The sequence below is a fragment of the Shewanella aestuarii genome (genome assembly GCF_011765625.1).
In the GTDB taxonomy this organism is placed as follows: Bacteria; Pseudomonadota; Gammaproteobacteria; order Enterobacterales; family Shewanellaceae; genus Shewanella; species Shewanella aestuarii_A.
In genome coordinates this window covers 1,858,977-1,879,121 of record NZ_CP050313.1, presented here as the reverse complement: position 1 = coordinate 1,879,121, position 20,145 = coordinate 1,858,977, and the positions used below count along the sequence as shown (strand labels likewise).

At 38.3% G+C, this 20,145-nt stretch carries 19 protein-coding genes and 3 tRNA genes; 14 read left to right on the top strand and 8 right to left on the bottom strand.

Annotated features, from left to right (window positions below):
- Positions 1-23 precede the first annotated feature (23 nt).
- From HBH39_RS08505 to smrA, 3 genes are all read right to left on the bottom strand, one after another.
- Positions 24-2,303 carry an acyl-CoA dehydrogenase gene (locus HBH39_RS08505; protein WP_167677360.1) on the bottom strand — a complete coding sequence of 760 codons (2,280 nt, stop codon included), beginning with the start codon at positions 2,301-2,303 and terminating at the stop codon, positions 24-26.
- Positions 2,304-2,327: 24 nt separating this feature from the next.
- Entirely contained in the window at positions 2,328-2,969 is a 642-nt protein-coding gene (locus HBH39_RS08500; protein ID WP_167677358.1) for a TetR/AcrR family transcriptional regulator, read from the bottom strand.
- A gap of 454 nt (positions 2,970-3,423) precedes the next feature.
- Entirely contained in the window at positions 3,424-4,023 is a 600-nt protein-coding gene (smrA, locus tag HBH39_RS08495; RefSeq protein WP_167677356.1) for a DNA endonuclease SmrA, read from the bottom strand.
- 111 nt (positions 4,024-4,134) lie between these two features.
- Between smrA and HBH39_RS08490 the strand changes: the two genes are divergently transcribed.
- A complete protein-coding gene (locus HBH39_RS08490; RefSeq protein WP_244325764.1) occupies positions 4,135-4,716 on the top strand; it encodes a DUF4440 domain-containing protein in 582 nt (193 codons plus the stop codon).
- A gap of 41 nt (positions 4,717-4,757) precedes the next feature.
- Positions 4,758-5,264 carry a YchJ family protein gene (locus HBH39_RS08485; RefSeq protein WP_167677354.1) on the top strand — a complete coding sequence of 169 codons (507 nt, stop codon included), beginning with the start codon at positions 4,758-4,760 and terminating at the stop codon, positions 5,262-5,264.
- Here the strand turns inward: HBH39_RS08485 and HBH39_RS08480 are convergent.
- From HBH39_RS08480 to HBH39_RS08470, 3 genes are all read right to left on the bottom strand, one after another.
- Positions 5,261-7,504: a sensor domain-containing phosphodiesterase gene (locus HBH39_RS08480; protein WP_167677352.1), complete on the bottom strand. Its 2,244-nt coding sequence runs from the start codon at positions 7,502-7,504 to the stop codon at positions 5,261-5,263. The genes HBH39_RS08485 and HBH39_RS08480 overlap by 4 nt on opposite strands.
- 209 nt (positions 7,505-7,713) lie before the next feature.
- Positions 7,714-8,001 (bottom strand): DUF406 family protein, encoded by a 288-nt coding sequence (locus HBH39_RS08475; RefSeq protein WP_167677350.1) that lies wholly within the window; start codon positions 7,999-8,001, stop codon positions 7,714-7,716.
- Positions 8,002-8,153: 152 nt separating this feature from the next.
- On the bottom strand, positions 8,154-8,651 hold the full coding sequence (locus tag HBH39_RS08470) for a VC2046/SO_2500 family protein (protein ID WP_167677348.1): 498 nt from the start codon (positions 8,649-8,651) through the stop codon (positions 8,154-8,156).
- A gap of 125 nt (positions 8,652-8,776) precedes the next feature.
- On the opposite strand from HBH39_RS08470, the gene HBH39_RS08465 reads away from it, so the two are divergent.
- The 4 genes from HBH39_RS08465 to HBH39_RS08450 all read left to right on the top strand — a co-directional run bounded on the left by HBH39_RS08465 (position 8,777) and on the right by HBH39_RS08450 (position 10,392).
- Positions 8,777-8,861: transfer RNA gene (locus HBH39_RS08465), tRNA-Tyr, on the top strand.
- 89 nt (positions 8,862-8,950) lie between these two features.
- Positions 8,951-9,035 (top strand) — tRNA-Tyr (locus tag HBH39_RS08460).
- Positions 9,036-9,063: 28 nt separating this feature from the next.
- Positions 9,064-9,148: transfer RNA gene (locus tag HBH39_RS08455), tRNA-Tyr, on the top strand.
- Between the two features lie 170 nt (positions 9,149-9,318).
- Positions 9,319-10,392, top strand: coding sequence for a PLP-dependent cysteine synthase family protein (locus HBH39_RS08450; RefSeq protein ID WP_167677346.1), 1,074 nt, complete (start codon positions 9,319-9,321; stop codon positions 10,390-10,392).
- On the opposite strand, the gene queE is transcribed toward HBH39_RS08450, so the two are convergent.
- Complete coding sequence (gene queE / locus HBH39_RS08445; protein ID WP_167677344.1) at positions 10,389-11,057, bottom strand: 7-carboxy-7-deazaguanine synthase QueE; 669 nt, start codon at positions 11,055-11,057, stop codon at positions 10,389-10,391. The two genes, HBH39_RS08450 and queE, sit on opposite strands and share 4 nt — an antisense overlap.
- Before the next feature lie 243 nt (positions 11,058-11,300).
- Here queE and queC point away from each other — a divergent pair, with 243 nt between their 5' ends.
- The 5 genes from queC (at position 11,301) to HBH39_RS08420 (ending at position 15,055) form a co-directional block, all read left to right on the top strand.
- On the top strand, positions 11,301-12,008 hold the full coding sequence (gene queC / locus HBH39_RS08440) for a 7-cyano-7-deazaguanine synthase QueC (RefSeq protein ID WP_167677342.1): 708 nt from the start codon (positions 11,301-11,303) through the stop codon (positions 12,006-12,008).
- Positions 12,009-12,038: 30 nt separating this feature from the next.
- Entirely contained in the window at positions 12,039-12,662 is a 624-nt protein-coding gene (rrtA, locus tag HBH39_RS08435; protein WP_167677341.1) for a rhombosortase, read from the top strand.
- A gap of 184 nt (positions 12,663-12,846) precedes the next feature.
- Entirely contained in the window at positions 12,847-13,524 is a 678-nt protein-coding gene (gene trhA, locus HBH39_RS08430; protein ID WP_167677339.1) for a PAQR family membrane homeostasis protein TrhA, read from the top strand.
- A gap of 102 nt (positions 13,525-13,626) precedes the next feature.
- On the top strand, positions 13,627-13,980 hold the full coding sequence (locus HBH39_RS08425; protein ID WP_167677337.1) for an MGMT family protein: 354 nt from the start codon (positions 13,627-13,629) through the stop codon (positions 13,978-13,980).
- Positions 13,981-14,044: 64 nt separating this feature from the next.
- Entirely contained in the window at positions 14,045-15,055 is a 1,011-nt protein-coding gene (locus tag HBH39_RS08420) for a DUF3108 domain-containing protein (RefSeq protein WP_244325763.1), read from the top strand.
- Between the two features lie 90 nt (positions 15,056-15,145).
- Here the strand turns inward: HBH39_RS08420 and HBH39_RS08415 are convergent, their stop codons facing one another.
- Complete coding sequence (locus HBH39_RS08415) at positions 15,146-15,928, bottom strand: class II glutamine amidotransferase (RefSeq protein ID WP_167677335.1); 783 nt, start codon at positions 15,926-15,928, stop codon at positions 15,146-15,148.
- Between the two features lie 236 nt (positions 15,929-16,164).
- On the opposite strand from HBH39_RS08415, the gene fadE reads away from it, so the two are divergent.
- The 3 genes from fadE (at position 16,165) to HBH39_RS08400 (ending at position 20,003) form a co-directional block, all read left to right on the top strand.
- Entirely contained in the window at positions 16,165-18,612 is a 2,448-nt protein-coding gene (fadE, locus tag HBH39_RS08410; RefSeq protein WP_167677333.1) for an acyl-CoA dehydrogenase FadE, read from the top strand.
- Between the two features lie 73 nt (positions 18,613-18,685).
- A complete protein-coding gene (locus tag HBH39_RS08405) occupies positions 18,686-19,117 on the top strand; it encodes a PaaI family thioesterase (RefSeq protein WP_167677331.1) in 432 nt (143 codons plus the stop codon).
- Positions 19,118-19,346: 229 nt separating this feature from the next.
- Entirely contained in the window at positions 19,347-20,003 is a 657-nt protein-coding gene (locus HBH39_RS08400; RefSeq protein WP_167677329.1) for a class I SAM-dependent methyltransferase, read from the top strand.
- The last annotated feature ends 142 nt before the right edge of the window (positions 20,004-20,145 follow it).

Sequence of the window (20,145 nt, the reverse complement as noted above, 5' to 3'; positions counted from 1 at the left end):
TTTAGACAATCAACATTATTGAGTTACAGCTTGTCGAAATCGTTTACGTTAATTGCCGCAAGACGTTTGTTATCTACATCAAGCAATTGTTGGTATTCATCTTCGGTAATTATTTGTTTAGCTAATGCTTGGCTAAATAATTCAACCATAGGCAGTTTTGACTTTAAATGCCCACTTCGCTGTGCTTTTTTCAATTTTTTGAATAAATCTTTAGCGGCATACTTAGCTAAAAATGCGCTTTCGACTTCAGCAATACCACTCTTATCACCGTCAAACTCACCACATAAAAAGGTAATGCGATCACGCGCCGCACTCGGTTTAAGCATTGCAGTGACAAGTCCCACAGCAGCTTTGTCACTTGGTGCATTAAAATGATTACCTAATGGGAAAATGAGTACGCGTAACAGTACACCAGCAATTTTACTTGGGAAGTTACGAATCGCATCTTCTAGTGCTTTAGCTGCAAAATGTAGACGTTCTGTCAATACATATTCGACGGTTGCCAAATCGTCATGTTGACGGCCATTATCTTCGTAAAACTTCAGCGTAGCTGACGCTAAGTAAAGTTGGCTAAGAACATCCCCCATACGCGCAGAAATCATTTCTTTACGCTTAAGATCACCACCCATAATCAACATAGATAAGTCTGTCATGATAGCAAGTGCAGATGAAATACGTGTCATATCACGATAGTATTTTTTCGTTGGACCACTTACTGGAGAAGCAACTAATTGGCTAGCTGTTAATGCATTACCAAAAGCACTCAACGCATTACGGGTTGCATAGCCAATATGACCTAATAACAGATGATCAAAACGATCTAGTGCAGCGGTCTCATCTTCCATGCCAGCCGCTTCCATCTCTGCTAATACATAGGGATGACAGCGAGTGGCACCTTGACCAAAAATCATCAACGAGCGTGTAAGAATATTAGCGCCTTCAACAGTAATAGAAATTGGGTTGGCCATAAACGCATGGCCTAAATAATTTTTAGGCCCTAATTGTATGCCTTTGCCAGATTGAATATCCATTGCATCTTCTAAAACATCACGACCTAATTCGGTCATGTGATATTTAGCGATAGCAGTGACGACAGAAGGTTTTACCTGAGCATCAATACCTGTTGTGGTTAAGCGGCGCGCAGCTTCTAATTGGTATGTATTGGCAATAATACGTGCCAGAGCCTCTTGAACACCTTCAAAATGACCTATTGGCATACCAAACTGCTGACGAACATAACTATAAGCAGTGGTGGTTTTAGTTGTAACGTGACCTGATGCTGTAGCTAATGCAGGCAGTGAAATACCACGGCCAGCTGATAAACACTCAACGAGCATTCTCCAACCTTTACCAGCATATTGTGGCCCACCAATAATCCAATCAAGTGGAATGAATACATTTTCGCCACTGGTAGTGCCATTCATAAATGCCATCATTAATGGGTTATGACGACGGCCAATCTCTACGCCAGGATGATCAGTTGGTATTAACGCACAAGTAATGCCTAAATTTTTAGTATCACCTAATAAACCATCTGGATCGCGCATTTGGAACGCTAAACCAAGTACAGTAGCCACAGGAGCTAAGGTTATGTAGCGCTTATTCCAAGTTAAGCTGATCCCGAGTGTTTCTTCACCTTCAAATTCTTGACGACAAACAACACCTACATCAGGTATTGCACCTGCATCGCTGCCGGCTTCTGGCCCGGTTAACGCAAAACAAGGTAAATCTTTACCCACAGCTAGTGAGGGTAACCAACGATCTTTTTGCTCTTGTGTACCATAGTGAGTCAGTAACTCACCAGGACCTAAAGAGTTTGGAACCATTACCGTTACGGCAGCACTGACACTTCGAGTAGCTATTTTAGCTACAATGGTAGAATTAGCATAAGCCGAAAACTCACGACCACCGTACTTTTTAGGAATAATTAACGCAAAAAAACCTTCTTTCTTAAAGTATTCCCAGAGCTCAGGAGGTAAGTCCTTACGATTATGAACAATATCAAAATCGTCGATCATAGAGAGTGCAGTTTGCACTTGATTGTCTAAAAATTCTTGCTCATCAGCCGTTAGAGCTGGCTTGGCATAGCCGTGTAATTTATCCCAATCTGGCTTTCCACGAAATAACTCCCCTTCCCACCAAACATCGCCCGCTTCCATTGCTTCTTTTTCAGTACTGGATAAAGGTGGAAGCACTTTTTTAAAGAATGCAAATGTAGGACGAGTTATGAACTGCATCCTAAAATCACGCACACTAAACAGTGCAATTATTGCGATAACAACAAGCAATATAACAATACTCATTTTAAAACCTTCTTATGTTTCCAACTAGTTAGACTTTACGGGCACAGCAACACCTGCTGCCATATAGGGGATGACTTTTCTAAGGATTGCTTCAATATTGTTGTGTTCTCCATAGTCAGCCGCTGCAATTTCGTTTAACGCATCAGCAGATGCCATGGTGAATACAATGGTTCCCAAGGTGAAATGCAATCGCCAAAACATTTCAACGGGAGGAATATGAGGGGCACTTGCTGAAACAGCCTGCACAAATGTGGTTAAATATGCCCCATAATGGGTTGTGATAAACCAGCGTAAATGACCTTGGCTTTCAATATAACCACGACCCAATAATTGTAAAAATATGATTGTACCACCTGCTCTAACCTTATTTAGATCAAGTAATGGTTTGATTAAAGATGAAAAAATATCATCTAAGGAAGCTTGATGTGGTGCAATATGTAGACGTTGTATTTCATTTGATGCAGCCGGCATAAAAACATCTAAGTATCTTGCTAACACCGCTCTGATTAATTCTTTTTTAGATCCAAAATGATAATTGACCGAAGCCAAATTCACTTCAGCCTTACTGGTAATTAATCGCAACGATGTTTCTGAAAATCCTCTTTCAGCAAATAACTTCTCTGCTGCATCAAGAATTCTGGTTTTTGTATCATTACGGCTTGCCATTTTTTGATCCATGATTAATTTAAACACCCGTTTAAATTAATCATTGAGCGAACAGATGTCAATTTAAATTTGAGCTAATTAACATAACACTAGCCCGCCAAAACATTGAGTAATTGACATTATCTTAGCCATTTAGCGATCAACAAACTTCACTTGTATGACCTGAACGGCCAGTCTCAAATATATAAATCTTTTGGCAATCTACCTTTAAAACATCTGTATAAATTGTCATTGTGAATAGCAGTGTATTTGTCGATAAACCAATGGCCCTAACCCACAGCACCAATTATTATCATCAACAGACAATAGTGACTCGGAGATAGTGTTTTTTAATGCACTAAAACCGAGTAAGCAAGAAATCAGCGATGCACAAATTTTGGAAGGAAATAATTGAAGGATGAATATGATGAACAAAGTCAAACATGAATTTAGCTTTTCTATCAATGGTTAACAGTTATCTAAAACCATGACCTTTACGATTTAGCTCACTGTTCTCAATTCGCTTTTGCTGAGACTTTTTTAGCATGACAAATAATGCCCCGCTTCCCCCTTGTTCAGGTGTTGCACTATGAAAAGCCGCCACCTGTTCTATGCGTGTTAACCAGTCACAAACTGCACTTTTCATTAAGCCTGCGTAGGGTTTGCTGTGAAACCCTTTACCATGAATAATCAGTATATTACGCTCACCACGTTCGTAAGCACCTAAAATACAATTGATAATACTGTGTCTAGCTTGATACAGGCTATATTGGTGGACATCCAATATCGTTTTAATGTCATATTTACCTAAACGAAGGTGTTTGAATACGGCTTCTTGCATTCCATCATGGCGATGAAAAACAATCTCATCAGGAGCCTTTTGGTTAAATACATGTGGCTCAATAGACAATATTTGTAATAACTCATGTTCGTTCAAAGCGGCTTGTTTGGCAACCTGACCGGCAGTTGGTTTATATTCAATTGAATAGTGCTCGCGCTGAGTTCTGCTATCTGTCTTTAAGGGAGTCACATCTGCCATTTCCTGAAAAAACAACTCAGTTTCATTTAAATGCATTCTAACCTCCTACACACTTTGTAATGATTCTGTACTATGGTTGCTGTGAAGAATAATTTATAGTACACGCTATACTGTCAAACGTTATTTACTTGCGAGATAAGCGTTTTAATGAATGTGTTTAAAAATTTTCTGCTGCTCGTTGCTGTTAGTGTATTAACGCTAACGGTGTCATTTTCTAGCAATGCAAGTAGTGAAGTTGTGCCTGCTAACGATAACAAAGCAATTAATGATATTTACCATAAACTATCTAATAGCTTTACTATTTTGGATATATCTGTCATTGATGATATCTACATGAATGACGCAACCTATATTTCAGAAACCCAAGATAAAGAAATCGTGCTGGGTAAAAATCCCATTATTGATTTATACGCGACGTTCTTCAACAAGATTAAGCTCAAAAATGCAAAAATTGAAGTTGACTTTCGTTTACAGGTTCGTCAATACACAGATGGACAAGCTACTGATATTGGCTATTATCTAATGCGATTTCATCCAGGTGAAGAGTCCGGCGAGCCAATGAGTGAGTTTGCAGGAAAATTTGTAATGGTTTCGCGTAAAAACACTCAAGGTGAATGGAAAATAAGTGTTGATTCAAACACGCGATCGATACCAAAGTTTTATTATAATGCGACACCAATAGCAAATTTGTATTACGGTAAACAATACTCTCAAAAACCAGCGCAATAATCTTTATAATCAAAACTTAAAATTGTTAACTAAAGCCCTTTATGATCAATCAACAATTAGTTTGTCCTTGTAATAGTCAACTTGCTTATCATGATTGTTGTAGTCGTTTTCACAATCACCATGCGGTTGCGCCAACGGCTGAGGTATTGATGCGCTCACGTTATAGTGCTTTTGCATTAAAACAATATGATTATTTGATTGCCACCCACCACAAAGATTTTTTAAATGGTCTCAGCAAAGCTGATTTATCAAATCAGAACATAGTTTGGCTTGGACTGGATGTGATAGAGCATCAAAGTCGAATTACCCATTCAATACATCAATTTGATGGCTGTATACAAGCCAGCGTTACTTTTAAAGCATGGTATAAACTAGATGCAAAAGTTGATGTTATCTATGAAAAGTCTTACTTTGTAAAACAAGATGGCCAATGGTATTACACCAATGGTGAGCAGATGGTAGCGAAACTCCCCGGTCGGAATGATGCCTGTATTTGCCAAAGTGGCAAGAAATTTAAACAATGTTGCTTAAAAAATAACCTGTTTTAATGGGTTGTTGTTCCGTAATGAGTAATAATACGATCGTTAAATTCATTTACTCTAATAGCGGGGCTGTATAAATAGCCTTGAGCATGATCACATGCACACGCTTCTAAAAACTGCTCTTGTGCGGCAGTTTCAACCCCTTCTGCCGTTAATGAAATATTTAACGCTTTTGCCATAGCAATGATCGCGCTGACTATTTCTCTACTTTCTTTACTTGAGTCGATATCCATGATGAATGAACGGTCAATTTTTAGCTTAGTGATAGGAAACTGTTTGAGATACTTCATCGAACTATAACCCGTGCCGAAATCATCAATAGCAATACCAACGCCAAGTTCAACAAGCTCTTGGCATAAAATGGTAGCATAACGAATATCTCCCATTAATTCTGTTTCAGTGATTTCAAGAATTAGGCTTCCAGGTTTAATACGATATCGATTTAATAAATCCCATACTCGTTCGAACAAATCACCACTGAAAAACTGTCTTGCTGCAACATTAACATGCATCGCAATATTCACATTTTTGTGTTGCCATAGGTTTAATTGTTTACAAGCAGTCTCTAACACCCAATGACCAATTGAATTGATCATGCCAGATTTTTCAGCTATTTCTATGAATGCACCGGGATAGAGAACACCTTTTTTAGGATGATTCCAGCGGATCAACGCTTCTGCACCAATACATTTATGACTTTGTAAATCCATTAATGGTTGATAATAAAGTTCGAATTGACGACCTTTAATTGCTAACTGCAAATCACGTTCAATTTCAGCATTACTTTGAAATTGGGCCAGTAAATCTTGATTAAAAAATTGATATTGTTCTACTGATTTATGCTTTGCATGTTGCAAGGCAATATCCGCACAGGAAAGTGGAGAAAATTGACCAATTATCGACTCTATATCTACGACTGCTATTGCAGTTTTTATATCAACTTTTTCTCGACCAATTAAAATCGGTGCAGCTAGGTTGGTCATTAATTTTTTGATTAACTCATCCAGTTGATTGTGTGCTTCTGATGTATTTTCATTTTTAGGTAATAGCAAACAAAATTCATCGCTGCCAATTCTTGATACTGCTAACGCTTGTTGATTTGCGGCAAAATGCTTTAACCGCCTAGCAACCTCAATTAATAGTGAATCACCTTGGGAATGACCATTGGTATCATTAAATCGTTTAAAACCTAGTAAATCGATAAGAAGCAATACGCCAGTAGTTGCCTTGTCTAAACGAGACATAAAAAATGAGCGATTATGCAAACCTGTTAAGCTACAGTGCCATGCCAACCTTTCTAAGTCTGCTTTATGTTGATATTCAGCAGAATTATCATAACTCGACACTAGAGCATAACGGTTTCCTAGATCAGTCGTGAAGCCAATGACATGATAATGCAACCAGTAACGACTACCATCTTTGCGGGTTAACTCAACATCACCTTCAACGGTTTCATTATTCGCAATGGAGGCTAGAATATTGTCTAAAATTTTGGGTTTATTACGAAAAATATCAAGGTTTAACACACTATGATGTTCAATGTTGCTTCGTAGTAAGCCGGTCATTTTCTGATGTGCAAAATTGACATAGTCAACTTTTAAGGTATCGGTATTGACCAGCATGACGACTCTGTCAGACTGCTCTACAGCATTTCTTAAAAGATTGATTTGTTCAGTTTTATCATAGGAATAACGTGTTGCTAATGTCAGCGCAAGTTGATCGGCACATTGTATGACAAATTGAATTTCATCATGTTGCCAATCATAATGATGAGTGGATTCAAGACTAATAACCCCTTCTATATGACCATTGATACGAATGGCAACATCTAAAACGTTGGCCACCTGCTGACTTTTATAAAACTGGTATGACTTTATTAGCTGACAGTCAGGTGTTACCTCATCAGTAAGTACATAGCGATGATGCCTAAGTTCATCGAAGTAAGCCTGTTTAATAATGGTCTGCCGTTCATTATTATCAACGTCATAGATTGTATCGTTATCACCAACAAAGGAAGCGATGAGTCTTTTGGAGTAGTAAGTAAGAGGAGATACATTGTTAGTTGAAACAACAGCAGCAGGCTCAATTAATTGCTGATCAAAAAGCCACACAGAAACAAAAGAAGCATCAAGATTCTCTTGTAATAGCTCACATACAAGTTCAGAAGCTTTGGTGAAATTTCCTTGCTGTTTAGCACTAGAATTTACAATTAATTCTAAAAAGTGCTTATATTGTTCCTGTACCATTATTATCCCGAAAAGACATCATGTACTGTTGCTGCATTTATTATTGTTATTGACGACATGCAGTTAAACCAATACAAACCATGGGTGCTCAAAATTAAGCCATGTTATAACCCTATTAATATCATAGGGTTAATTTTAAATTTAAATCAGATGATACTCTTGTAGTTAACAAACAGCAAGCTGAAACAACAATTACATATACGCTTGTTTTACAAGCTATTTTCCATTTGAAACAACATTTTTTCAACAGTAACAGAAAAGGTTAATACAACATCAACCTTGTTATCGTTTTTATTAATGACTGCATCAACTTTATCAAATCGATTTTTGGCTTTTTCAACCACTAGTTGCGCTTCTTTTTCAGCATTTTCACCGTTAAAAATTAAATTTAGCACATTATCATTTTCATCAATTACCGCACCAATATCAACAAAGCTACCACAGTCGGTGCATGTATCATTTACGTTATCTTGCTGTTTTTTAATAGTATCGATCATTGGATGCCCCTATTTAATAGTTAACACTAAAAATTAAAAAATATTACATCAAGTAATGCAGGTAAGGATAATACTCATCCATATTAGATCAATATAAAGATACAAACTTAAGCTTTGGTCACAGAAAAAGTGATTTAAATCTCAAAAATGGGTTACGCCTCAATTCTTATCATGGTATTGCTGATTTGCCGTTGTCGTTCAAGTTGTTCGATAAAGTGCATATCTTCTTCAAAAGTTATTGATTGCAGGTCATTTTGATATTTTTGTTGAGTTAAGTAACTTGCATTCGCTAAAACTTGGGCAATTTCATCACTATGCTTGCCTCTTATGACTAAGGCCTCAGGGGTTAAACATTGCTGAAGTTGAAATTGACGTAAACTCTGCTGTCTATATATTGTCGAATTATCAATATGTTTCATATCTGTTGATAAATCATCACATAATTTTTGTTGCTGCGGTAACTCAAATTTTTTGTATAACTTTTGCTCAACATTTAGATCTTTATCAAATTGAAATTGCGCCATGTCTCTCGTATCAGCAGATAACATTGCTAACAACAAACCAAATTCACCACGACGATCATGTTCAATAGCCGAGTTTAATCGGCTACCTAACTGAAGCTCATTGGTTAATGGCGAAGCAATTTGCATAGAAAAACATCACTAAAATGATACGATGCTATTTTATCGACCAAACGCACTGAAACTTTACTAAAATATTTATATTTTGACTTTACATATAATAAGTTTCTGACTACTATGGCGACCGCAATTGAGGAGGGGTTCCCGAGTGGCCAAAGGGATCAGACTGTAAATCTGACGGCTCCGCCTTCGAAGGTTCGAATCCTTCTCCCTCCACCATTTGCACTACAATTTGTTAACTATTTTTTTAAAATAATTAGCGGCCAAAATTGTAGAAATTAGAAAAAGATAAAATGAAAGAAATTTGTGGAGGGGTTCCCGAGTGGCCAAAGGGATCAGACTGTAAATCTGACGGCTCCGCCTTCGAAGGTTCGAATCCTTCTCCCTCCACCATCTTTCGCTTCAATTTATCTTATATTGTGGAGGGGTTCCCGAGTGGCCAAAGGGATCAGACTGTAAATCTGACGGCTCCGCCTTCGAAGGTTCGAATCCTTCTCCCTCCACCATTTCTAATCCTCAAATCGATTTAGTTGCTCATTTTTAGCTTCATTCCAATTACGTATCCATTTATTTTCGTTTAATACCAAAATTTATATTTTTCTGGTTTATCCATACCTTTGTTTGTTGGCAATTTTTCATTATCATAAGCTTGATTAACAGCCTTTGAGAATGACTGATGACAACAAATTGGGTCAACCAAGCCATTTCTAAAATCAATGCTGATTATCAGCGCTCTGCTGATACGCATTTAATAAAGCTTGATTTACCAAAGCTTCATGGCATAGATATTTATTTAAAAGATGAAAGCACTCACCCGACTGGAAGTTTAAAGCATCGCTTAGCACGTTCTTTATTTTTGTATGCATTGTGTAATGGTTGGATAAATCAAGACACGCCTATTATTGAGTCATCATCTGGCAGCACGGCCGTATCTGAAGCTTATTTTGCTCGTTTAATCGGCTTGCCATTTATTGCTGTTATGCCAAAGTCGACAGCGAAAAAGAAAATACAACAAATCGAGTTTTATGGTGGCAAATGCCACTTTGTTGAACAAAGCAGCCAGATTTATGCTGAATCAGAAAAACTTGCAAAAGCATTAAATGGTCATTATATGGATCAATTTACTTATGCAGAGCGTGCAACAGATTGGCGTGGCAATAATAATATTGCCGATTCAATTTTTATTCAGATGCAACATGAACCCCACCCTATTCCTACTTGGATTATTATGAGTCCAGGAACAGGAGGCACATCAGCGACGATCGGCCGATACATACGTTATCAGCAACTCAGCAGCAAGCTATGTGTGGTCGATCCTGAAAATTCAGTTTTTTATGATTATTTTGTTCATGGTGATAAATCAATAACTAGCTCAAATGGCAGTAAAATTGAGGGGATTGGTCGACCGCGTGTTGAACCGTCTTTTATCGCGGGCGTTGTCGACAAAATGCAAAAGGTACCTGATGCCGCATCTATTGCCACAATACAATGGCTAGAAACCCTTATAGGCCGTAAAACGGGTGCCTCAACGGGTACTAATTTATATGGCGCACTAACATTAGCTACTCAAATGCAACAACAAGGTCAAACTGGTTCAATTGTGACCTTGATTTGTGATGCAGGTGAACGCTATTTAGATACTTACTACAACCCACAATGGATACAAGCCAATATTGGTTGTTTCAAAGAATTTGAAACACAGTTACAAGGATTTAACCAAACAGGTGTGTTAGCCCCTTTAGCTTGTTAATCAATATTTAAATATTTATGGGTTTGAATTGACAGTCGCCAATTGCGTGCAATACAAGTTTTCATCGCCAGCTCGGTAGCGCGTGGCTTTTGGCTGATTGGCTGTAAGCAAATGGTTTTATTGCTGATATCAATACCTGTTATTAAGGTGTCTAATTCATCAATATGTTTTTGGGTGGCAATAGGATGTTTAATTTCATTCGCGCGATTTAATGCTTGATTTAAAATAGCATAACCACCTTTCATGTTAACCTTGGGTGATACTGTTACCCATACCTTTTCATGACAGAGTACTTCGAAGGTCCCCGAGGTTTCTATTTGCACACTAAAACCAGCATTAATAAGTTGCTCGGTGATTTCACTCAAATCATAAAGACACGGTTCTCCACCGGTGATCACTACATGATTTGCAGTAAAACCTTTATCTTTAAATGCTGCAATTAAACTTAAACCGTCATGATCAGCCCAGCGCCCAATTGTGCCATCAACAGCAATGACTTGTTCAGGTGTGACTTTGTTTTCTATTAAAACATCCCATGTTTGTTTGGTATCGCACCATGAACAGCCAACTGGACAACCTTGCAGACGCACAAATAATGCTGGCACACCGGTAAATGAGCCTTCACCTTGGATAGTTTCAAATACTTCATTGACTGGATATTTCATGTGACACCTAACTTTAAAATGGGGCGGCATTTATAGTGTATTTTGAGTTCAGGATCAACCATAGCATGACTAAAATGCCATTCGCTTTGCTATTGACGCTATGACTAAGATAAAATCAGTATAATTCACTAGAACTGTTGATCTTTTACTGTTGTTTTTACAGCAAGTTGTTGGCCATTTGGCCAATAAAGTTCATCAGTCTTTGATACCATATTAAATAAATCACTATCTGGGTTGTTATTCATGTCAGAAATATCTTCACCAACAAAAGCGTTAGTCGTATTCAGTGGCGGCCAAGACTCAACAACTTGTCTTATTCAAGCGCTTGCTGAATATGATGAAGTTCATGGCATTACTTTTGATTATGGCCAACGTCATCGACAAGAAATTGAAGTGGCAAAAGATCTTGCTGCTTCATTGAAGCTTGCTAGTCATAAAGTACTCGATACTACACTATTAAACGAGTTAGCAATTTCAGCATTAACCCGTGATTCAATTCCAGTTTCGCACGAACTGATGAATAATGGACTACCTAACACCTTTGTACCCGGAAGAAACATTTTATTTTTAACACTGGCCGGTATATATGCCTATCAACTGGGCTGTCATACCGTTATCACCGGCGTGTGTGAAACCGACTTTTCAGGTTACCCAGATTGTCGTAATGAATTTATTCAGTCTATGCAAACTAGTTTATCTTTAGGTATGGATAAGCCTTTTAACATAGCGACCCCATTAATGTGGCTCAATAAAGCGGAAACTTGGGCTCTTGCCGATAAATATCAACAATTAGAATTAGTAAGGCAACAAACGTTAACCTGCTATAACGGTATAATCGGAGATGGTTGCGGTGATTGCCCATCTTGTTTACTTCGACAACGTGGTCTTGATGATTACTTACAAAACCAACAAAAAGTAATGCAATCACTCAATGATAAAATGTCCAAGTAAACTAACAAAACCGATTAACTGAGGTATTCAATGGCCAGACATCAAGACTCTACGGTTAAACCTTATCACTTTACATTCGTGATCAGCATAATTTGCATTGCCTTGTTTGCTTTGGCTTTACCTAACCTAGCAATTATACACACAAATGAATTACTTAATTATCAATATGATGCTATAGAGCATGGGGAGCTATGGCGTTTAGTGACAGGCAACTTATTACATACTAATGGCTGGCACTTAGCGATGAATTTAGCCGGTTTTTGGGTGATTATTTTTCTGCATGAATTACATTATAAAAATCATACTGGTAAATTAATCCTGTTATTTATTAGTCTTTGCTTATTAGAAGGTATTGGTCTTTTTCTGTTTTATCCCTCCTTAAAAGCCTATGTCGGTTTAAGCGGTTTACTTCATGGCTTATTCACTTTTGGTGCAATTATGGATATTAAAAAGGGATTATTATCAGGTTACTTCTTGTTACTTGGGGTCATAGCTAAAGTTGCCTTTGAGCAATATTTTGGCGCTAGTGATGGAATTTCAAGTTTAATCAATGCTAGGGTTGCGACAGAATCACATCTTATCGGAGTAGTTGCTGGGCTAATTTGTGCCTTAGTTTGGTCGCCAATGGCCCATAAATTTAAACATAGTAAATAATGCCATCTAGATCGCTACTTAGGTATATTGCTAATCCATTTTGCTAGCAGCGTATTATTTTACACCTCACTAAAATTAACAACACCACAAGCTCAGCGTACACATGTACACTTAAATGTGGTTTTTTGTTTTTTTGCCTGATAGACTGTTTGCACTAAATTTGTAAACCACAAATGGCATAACAATGAGCTTGGAAACGGATATCAAGATAGCAACCCCATTAACATCAAATACATCTGACTACAGTATTAATGAAGAGATCGCTAACAGCCTTTCTCATGCTGCAGGCGTTGTGGCTGGTATTATTGGATTAATTTTTATGCTCACGCATGCTAGAAATGATCTCACTTTGATGCAGTTAACTGGTATTACAATTTATGGTTGCAGCATCATAGTTTTATTCCTTGCATCAACACTTTATCATTCAAGCAAAACAAGTGTTTGGCGAAAGCGTTTTAAAATGGCTGATCACTGTGCTATTTACACACTAATTGCAGGTACTTACACACCGCTAATGCTTATATCTTTACAAAATGATAATGCATTAAATGTTTTAACAGCTATTTGGTGTTTAGCTTTTGGTGGAATTGTGTTTAAAACACTCTTCATAGGTAGGTTTAAGCAATTTAGTTTGGTGCTTTATCTGATCATGGGCTGGCTTTGTATCACTGTAATGAAAGATTTAATCGCTAATATGTCAGGAATGGCATTCGGTTTATTATTGGGCGGTGGGCTGTTCTACAGCTTAGGGGTAATCTTTTATATCAATAAAAAAATTCCATTTAATCATGCCATTTGGCATCTATTTGTTTTAGCTGGAGCGTTTTCTCATTTCTTCTGTATATACCTGACAGTAATTTAACATTTATAAAGATACGTCCATAAATTTATATATTTGAATTCCCCCGCTTTCACTGCTATCACATTTATTGCACAATAAAATAAATGTGATTATCTATCAGTTATGCAACCAACACAAAATCAATGGACACCTGTTGAAAGGATCTGTTTCGTCGTTAACATCATTCCTAGAGGTAAAGTATTGCCTTATGGGAAAGTTGCTGATTTAGCAGGATTACCCGGTAGGGCGCGTTTTGTTTCTCGGGCACTTAAACTTTCGCAATCACAAGACTTGCCTTGGCATAGAGTCATTAATTCTGCAGGTAAAATTGCATTTCCTAATGACTCAACACTCTATCGGTTACAAATCGAACGATTAAGATTAGAAGATGTCCAAGTGAACAATGGCAAAATATTGTTGTCAAACCACTTATGGCAGCCAGATATGGCCACATTGGTGATGACGTTGCCATTTTAATTAGGTTGTTATTAGATTAGCTTTACAGTCAGTTAAACTCACTTCTCAATTAGGGTGACAAGAATTGTTAAACACACTTTCGCAATCAAGAAAAGCAATCATTGCTGTTTCATCGGCAATGTTTGGTAGCTTTTTATCACAAATTGCCTTTGCACAAACATCAATAGATGTATTGCCAGAACAACCTGCCAAACAAACTATGCAAGCAGTAAGCCCTGACATTGCTCTTGCACCATTAACTCCTCATACCGCAGATTATAAGGTTTATTATGGAAGCATCGAGTTAGGCGATGCTAAGTATCGATTACCAGCAACCGATAGCGGTTATTATCAGTATTTTTTTAACAGCCGAGTAAGCCTATTAATGCTATCGGATGAACGCAGTCTTCAAAGTGATTTTACTATTGAAAATGGCACACTTGTACCCTTTCGCTTTGTCCATCAACGCAGCGGCACTGGGAGTGAATATTCAGAACAAACTTCTTTTGCAAAACATCAAAATTTAATTCATACCATTTATAAAAAAGAAGCGTTAAAGCTCGATTATCAGGACCTCATTTATGAGCCTTTAATGGTACAACTGCAATTTAGAATGGATGTCATTGCCAATAAAAGACCACTTGAATATAAGATGGTTAAAGAGAAAGAAATTGACGGCTATGAATTCAAAATTGTTGGTAATGAAACCATCACCGTCGATGGCGGCACTTTTGAAACGGTTAAATTTGAAGTGGTAAGAAATAGTAAAAAGCGGCAAACTTTTTTTTGGATGGCGCCTGATTTAGCTTATCTACCTATAAGATTAAGCCATTATTCAAAAGGCAGTAAACAACTAGATTTACAATTGGCCAAGTATCAATATGATAAGCCATTGCCTGTCATTCCCAAATTAGATTTGGTATTTGAACAACGTATATTCGAACAACACATGGCACAAAAAACGCTGCTAGATATAAATTCAAAAGAAGATGAAACCACAGACAAAGAAACAGATGAAAAAGTCGAGATAAACATTGCTAATGATGAATTATCAGCGGCTGAAATTGAGAGAATCAAACAATTGGTTAAGGATTAATTCAATAATGTCTGATCATTAATAGAAAACGCCAACTCACTGAAGTTGGCGTTTTTATTATTGGCTCAGCTCAGCCCTAAAAATAAGGCATCAAGGCTGACTTAATCTACTTGCACCTTGTCTGAATAATTGCCATTCACCTGGCTTTAAAATATGCCATTGCTCATTCTTGGTTAACGGCCGTGTTGCAATTACTGTGACAACATCATTTGGCGTGGTTTCTTTCTGAAAATCAATCACAACATCAGTATCAATTAAGGTGGCTTTGCCAAAGGGCGCACATCGTGTTATGTGGCATAGGTTATTAGAGCAATACGCCATTAAATCAATACCGTCACTTAAAATCATGTTAAACACGCCAAGTTCACGGATCTCATCAGCCAAAGTACTGATGAATTTAAATACTACATCCATATTCTCAGGTGCTGAGTCTCCAAATTTGGCAACCACTTGCTCCAGTATCCAACAAAATGCCATTTCACTATCTGTATCACCAACAGCTTGGAACCGGGTCACTTTAAACTTTTGTTGGTAATCGCTTAACTGGCCATTGTGCGCATAAGTCCAATAACGCCCCCAAAGCTCACGGGTAAATGGATGGGTGTTTTCTAACGATACACAACCACGATTAGCTTGACGGATATGACTGACTACAATTTCACTTTTGATTGGATACGACTTAATCAACTGGGCAATATATGAATCACTGCTTGGGCGAGCATCTTTAAAAGTACGACTACCTTTACCTTCGTAAAAAGTTATTCCCCAGCCGTCAACATGTGGGCCAGTAACGCCACCTCGCTCCGCTAACCCTGTGAAACTAAATACAATATCAGTAGGTACATTGGCACTCATCGCCAGTAATTCGCACATTTAATCGCCTTTATTGAACCGAAATTTTGTCGTCGGTCGTATTGTAACTTGACTAAATAACCAGTGGAATAACATTGATACATAAAAATTTAAACAATTGTTTGAAAAATACTTGTATTCGATCACTGCACAGGTTAATTTTATGTGGCACAGGTCAGACCACAGTCTATACTTGTGATTAGGATCAACATAAAACGAGTCATTCACATCTGAATAGACTTTAAGGAGTAAGTAAAGTGACCACCCTACTTTGGATCATCGCATTGATCTTTGTGATCGGCACAATGTCATACCTCAGGGTATCGCTTGTCACCACAACAGTTGCCACGGCAATTGTTATGGCTGTCGGTAGCACAATGGATATCATCGGTAATATTGCTTGGATAGTTTTCCTTGTAGTGGCTCTACCGTTTAACATTAAATCTTTTAGACAGAATTTTATCAGCCGCCCACTTTTAAAAGTGTATCGCGGTATCATGCCAGAAATGTCTACCACTGAAAAAGAAGCTATCGAAGCTGGTACTACATGGTGGGAAGCTGACTTATTCGCAGGTAATCCAAACTGGAAAAAATTACATAACTATCCTCAAGCACGTCTAACCGCTGAAGAACAAGCTTTCTTAGACGGTCCTGTCGAAGAAGTTTGTAAGATGGTAAACCAACATCAAGTTTCACACGAGCTTGGTGATTTACCGCAAGAAGTATGGCAATACTTAAAAGATCACGGTTTCTTTGCCATGATTATTAAGAAGAAATACGGCGGTTTAGAATATTCAGCTTATGCACAATCTCGCGTTTTACAAAAACTTGCTGGCGTAAGCAGTGAATTAGCTTCTACGGTTGGTGTACCAAATTCGTTAGGCCCAGGTGAGTTACTGCAACACTACGGTACGCCTGAACAACAAGACCATTACTTACCTCGTTTAGCTAAAGGATTAGAAGTCCCTTGTTTCGCATTAACAAGCCCAGAAGCTGGCAGTGATGCGGGATCTATTCCTGACTTTGGTGTTGTATGTAAAGGTGAATTCCAAGGTGAAGAAGTACTTGGTATGAAACTCACCTGGAACAAGCGTTACATTACCCTTGCTCCTGTTGCTACTGTACTGGGTTTAGCATTTAAATTGCGCGATCCTGAAGGCCTATTGGGTGGTGAAGAAGAATTAGGCATCACTTGTGCCCTAATACCAACAGACATCCCTGGGGTTGAAACAGGACGTCGTCACTTTCCGCTTAACTGTATGTTCCAAAACGGTCCAACTCGCGGAAATGAAGTGTTCGTACCACTGAGCTTTATCATTGGTGGCCCTAAAATGGCTGGCCAAGGCTGGCGTATGCTGGTTGAGTGTTTATCGGTAGGACGTGGTATTACGCTTCCTTCTAACTCTGCTGGTGGTGTGAAAACTGCTGCTATAGCGACAGGTGCATATTCACGTATCCGTCGTCAGTTCAAACTACCAATTGGAAAACTTGAAGGTATTGAAGAGCCAATGGCTCGCATTGGCGGTAACGCTTACCTAATGGATGCAGCAGCTAGTTTAACCACTACAGCGATTGATTTAGGTGAAAAGCCATCGGTGATTTCAGCAATCGTGAAATTCCACCTAACCGACAGAATGCAAAAATGCATTATTGATGCGATGGATATCCATGGTGGTAAAGGTGTGTGTTTAGGCCCGAATAATTACTTAGGCCGCGGTTATCAAGCCGCTCCGATTGCAATTACCGTTGAAGGCGCAAACATTCTAACGCGTTCAATGATCATTTATGGACAAGGCGCCATTCGCTGTCATCCATATGTATTAGCTGAAATGGAATCGGCATTCGACACCGATTCAGCTCGTGGTTTAACTAACTTCGATGATGCTATCTTAGGTCATATTGGTTTTGCGGTTTCAAATTTCGTGCGTAGCTTCTGGATGGGTTTAACTGGTGCTCGTTTCAGTAATGCACCCTATTCTGATAAAACAAAACGTTACTACCAACAGATGAACCGTTTCAGTGCTAACTTAGCGTTATTATCTGATTTAGCAATGGGAACCTTAGGTGGCAATTTAAAACGTAAAGAGCGTATTTCTGCGCGTTTAGGTGATTTGTTAAGTCAGCTTTATCTTGTTTCAGCAACACTGAAGCGTTATCAAGATGATGGTCGTCTAACTGAAGATTTACCATTAGTACAATGGGCTGTTGAAGATTCATTATACAAGTTGCAAGACTCGTTAGATGATTTACTTAACAACTTCCCAATGGGCTTAGGTCACGTATTACGCTTAGTGATTTTCCCATTTGGTCGTGCAGTTAAGCGTCCATCAGATGTCTTAGATCATAAAGTTGCCAAGATAATGCAAACACCTTGTGCTAGCCGTGATCGTTTAGGTAAAGGTCAGTTCTTTACTAACTGCGAACACAATGCCGTTGGTATTCAAGAACAGACCTTTATCGATATGTTAGCAGCAGAGCCTATATACGATAAAGTGTGTAAAGCCGCTGGTAAGCGTCTGCCATTCATGTATTTAGACAGAATTGCAGCCCAAGGCAAAGAATTAGGCATTTTAAGCGACAGCGAAATAGCTTTACTAGAACGTACTGAAATTGGTCGTTTAAAGTCTATCAATGTTGATGACTTTGACCCAGAAGCTCTACGTGCCAATGTTAAGGCTCCTGTTAAACAGGAAAAAGCTGCATAATCAATACTGTTGATGATTAAAGGGTAAAGCTTAGCTTTACCCTTTTTATTTTAACGAACCAATAAAGGTACTTATGAATATTCGTGAAATGACTGGACTGCAAATTATGCAAGCCATGTTAGCTGGTCATATACCTGCGCCATCCATTACTCAAACTATCCCCATGAAGGCAATAACGGTGAGTGAAGGTGAAATCACCTTCGAAGCTGTAGCGGATGAACGTCATTTAAACCCTATGGGCGGCGTTCATGGTGGTTTTGCCGCAACAGTTTTAGACTCGGCAACAGCCTGTGCTGTGCATTCTGCGCTTCCTGCTGGAGTTAGTTACGCCACCATAGATTTAAATATAAAGATGGTTCGCCCTGTTCCAAAAAATAAAGCTGTATTTGCCACAGGCAAACTTATCAATTTAAGTACCAGCCTCGCCATCGCAGAGGCGAGATTGGTGACACAAGATGGCAAGTTATTAGCCACAGCAACATCAAGTTGTATGATTAGCCGATAAACGGCTAATCAACGTAATGTTCAATTAACCAAGTGGTTGTTTAAATCAAGCAATACTTTTAGCGATAGCCATTCAAAAACTGACCGCACAATAGACTATTAAAATAGCTTATTGCACAAACTGTGCGTTAAAGCGTTACTTCGTATCCGTTTTACTATATTGTTGTGCAACATTCGTTTTGTCATTTATCTTAGATAGTTGGCTCAGCGCCATCATCATTAGGCAGCCAATGACAAATCTTCGCTTAAGCTATCAAACCGTTGAGTTTGATAAGCTTGATATTCACCTTTGTACACTTCGTAACAATCAAGAATTTTACGATCCAAACGGTTTAGCAGAAAGCTTAGGCATTTCCTCAGCATCTTGGCCTTTATTCGGCATTTTATGGCCATCAAGTTTAGTTCTGGCTCACCATATGTTTGTCCATGATACCCAATCAAAACGTATTTTGGAGGTCGGCTGCGGTATGGCTTTAGCCAGTTTATTACTAAACAAACAACAAGCTGACATTACCGCAACAGACTACCATCCTGAAGTCCAAACCTTCTTGAATCGTAATACTCATCTTAACAATAGCAAAGATATTGCGTTTGAGCGCGTAGGCTGGGCAGATGGAACTGACAGCTTGGGCTTATTCGACATCATCATAGGGAGCGATTTATTGTATGAAGATGAACATATTGAGCTGTTGGCTACATTCATCTCAAGCCACGCTAATACTCAATGTGAGGTAATTATTGTCGATCCCGGTCGTGGCAGAAAAAATAAGTTAGCCAAACTAATGACCACATTTGGATTTATTGCTAGCCAAGAGAAACCAGACAACACCGATTATCTGAGTAAAGAATTCAAAGGCCATATTTTGACGTTTAAACGTGGTTTTTAAATTCGCTTAAAAGCGTTAAGTTTGATGATAAATCGGCAAAAAAGCTGAGTTGCGGCAAGTTTGTAAACGAACAATAAACTAATTGAAGTAATGAAACTCAGCTTTACTCATCTACATATCATACCAATCACAGTAAATAAGT

Excerpts from the sequence above, each read along its gene's own strand:
- rrtA (WP_167677341.1), top strand. The coding sequence starts at position 12,039 with ATGGCCAGACATCAAGACTCTACGGTTAAACCTTATCACTTTACATTC.
- HBH39_RS08415 (WP_167677335.1), bottom strand. The coding sequence starts at position 15,928 with ATGTGCGAATTACTGGCGATGAGTGCCAATGTACCTACTGATATTGTA.
- HBH39_RS08405 (WP_167677331.1), top strand. The coding sequence starts at position 18,686 with ATGAATATTCGTGAAATGACTGGACTGCAAATTATGCAAGCCATGTTA.
- HBH39_RS08480 (WP_167677352.1), bottom strand. The coding sequence starts at position 7,504 with ATGGTACAGGAACAATATAAGCACTTTTTAGAATTAATTGTAAATTCT.
- HBH39_RS08450 (WP_167677346.1), top strand. The coding sequence starts at position 9,319 with ATGACAACAAATTGGGTCAACCAAGCCATTTCTAAAATCAATGCTGAT.
- HBH39_RS08400 (WP_167677329.1), top strand. The coding sequence starts at position 19,347 with ATGACAAATCTTCGCTTAAGCTATCAAACCGTTGAGTTTGATAAGCTT.
- trhA (WP_167677339.1), top strand. The coding sequence starts at position 12,847 with ATGAGCTTGGAAACGGATATCAAGATAGCAACCCCATTAACATCAAAT.
- smrA (WP_167677356.1), bottom strand. The coding sequence starts at position 4,023 with ATGCATTTAAATGAAACTGAGTTGTTTTTTCAGGAAATGGCAGATGTG.
- HBH39_RS08500 (WP_167677358.1), bottom strand. The coding sequence starts at position 2,969 with ATGGCAAGCCGTAATGATACAAAAACCAGAATTCTTGATGCAGCAGAG.
- queE (WP_167677344.1), bottom strand. The coding sequence starts at position 11,057 with ATGAAATATCCAGTCAATGAAGTATTTGAAACTATCCAAGGTGAAGGC.
- HBH39_RS08475 (WP_167677350.1), bottom strand. The coding sequence starts at position 8,001 with ATGATCGATACTATTAAAAAACAGCAAGATAACGTAAATGATACATGC.
- HBH39_RS08505 (WP_167677360.1), bottom strand. The coding sequence starts at position 2,303 with ATGAGTATTGTTATATTGCTTGTTGTTATCGCAATAATTGCACTGTTT.
- queC (WP_167677342.1), top strand. The coding sequence starts at position 11,301 with ATGTCAGAAATATCTTCACCAACAAAAGCGTTAGTCGTATTCAGTGGC.
- HBH39_RS08470 (WP_167677348.1), bottom strand. The coding sequence starts at position 8,651 with ATGCAAATTGCTTCGCCATTAACCAATGAGCTTCAGTTAGGTAGCCGA.
- HBH39_RS08425 (WP_167677337.1), top strand. The coding sequence starts at position 13,627 with ATGCAACCAACACAAAATCAATGGACACCTGTTGAAAGGATCTGTTTC.
- HBH39_RS08485 (WP_167677354.1), top strand. The coding sequence starts at position 4,758 with ATGATCAATCAACAATTAGTTTGTCCTTGTAATAGTCAACTTGCTTAT.
- HBH39_RS08490 (WP_244325764.1), top strand. The coding sequence starts at position 4,135 with ATGAATGTGTTTAAAAATTTTCTGCTGCTCGTTGCTGTTAGTGTATTA.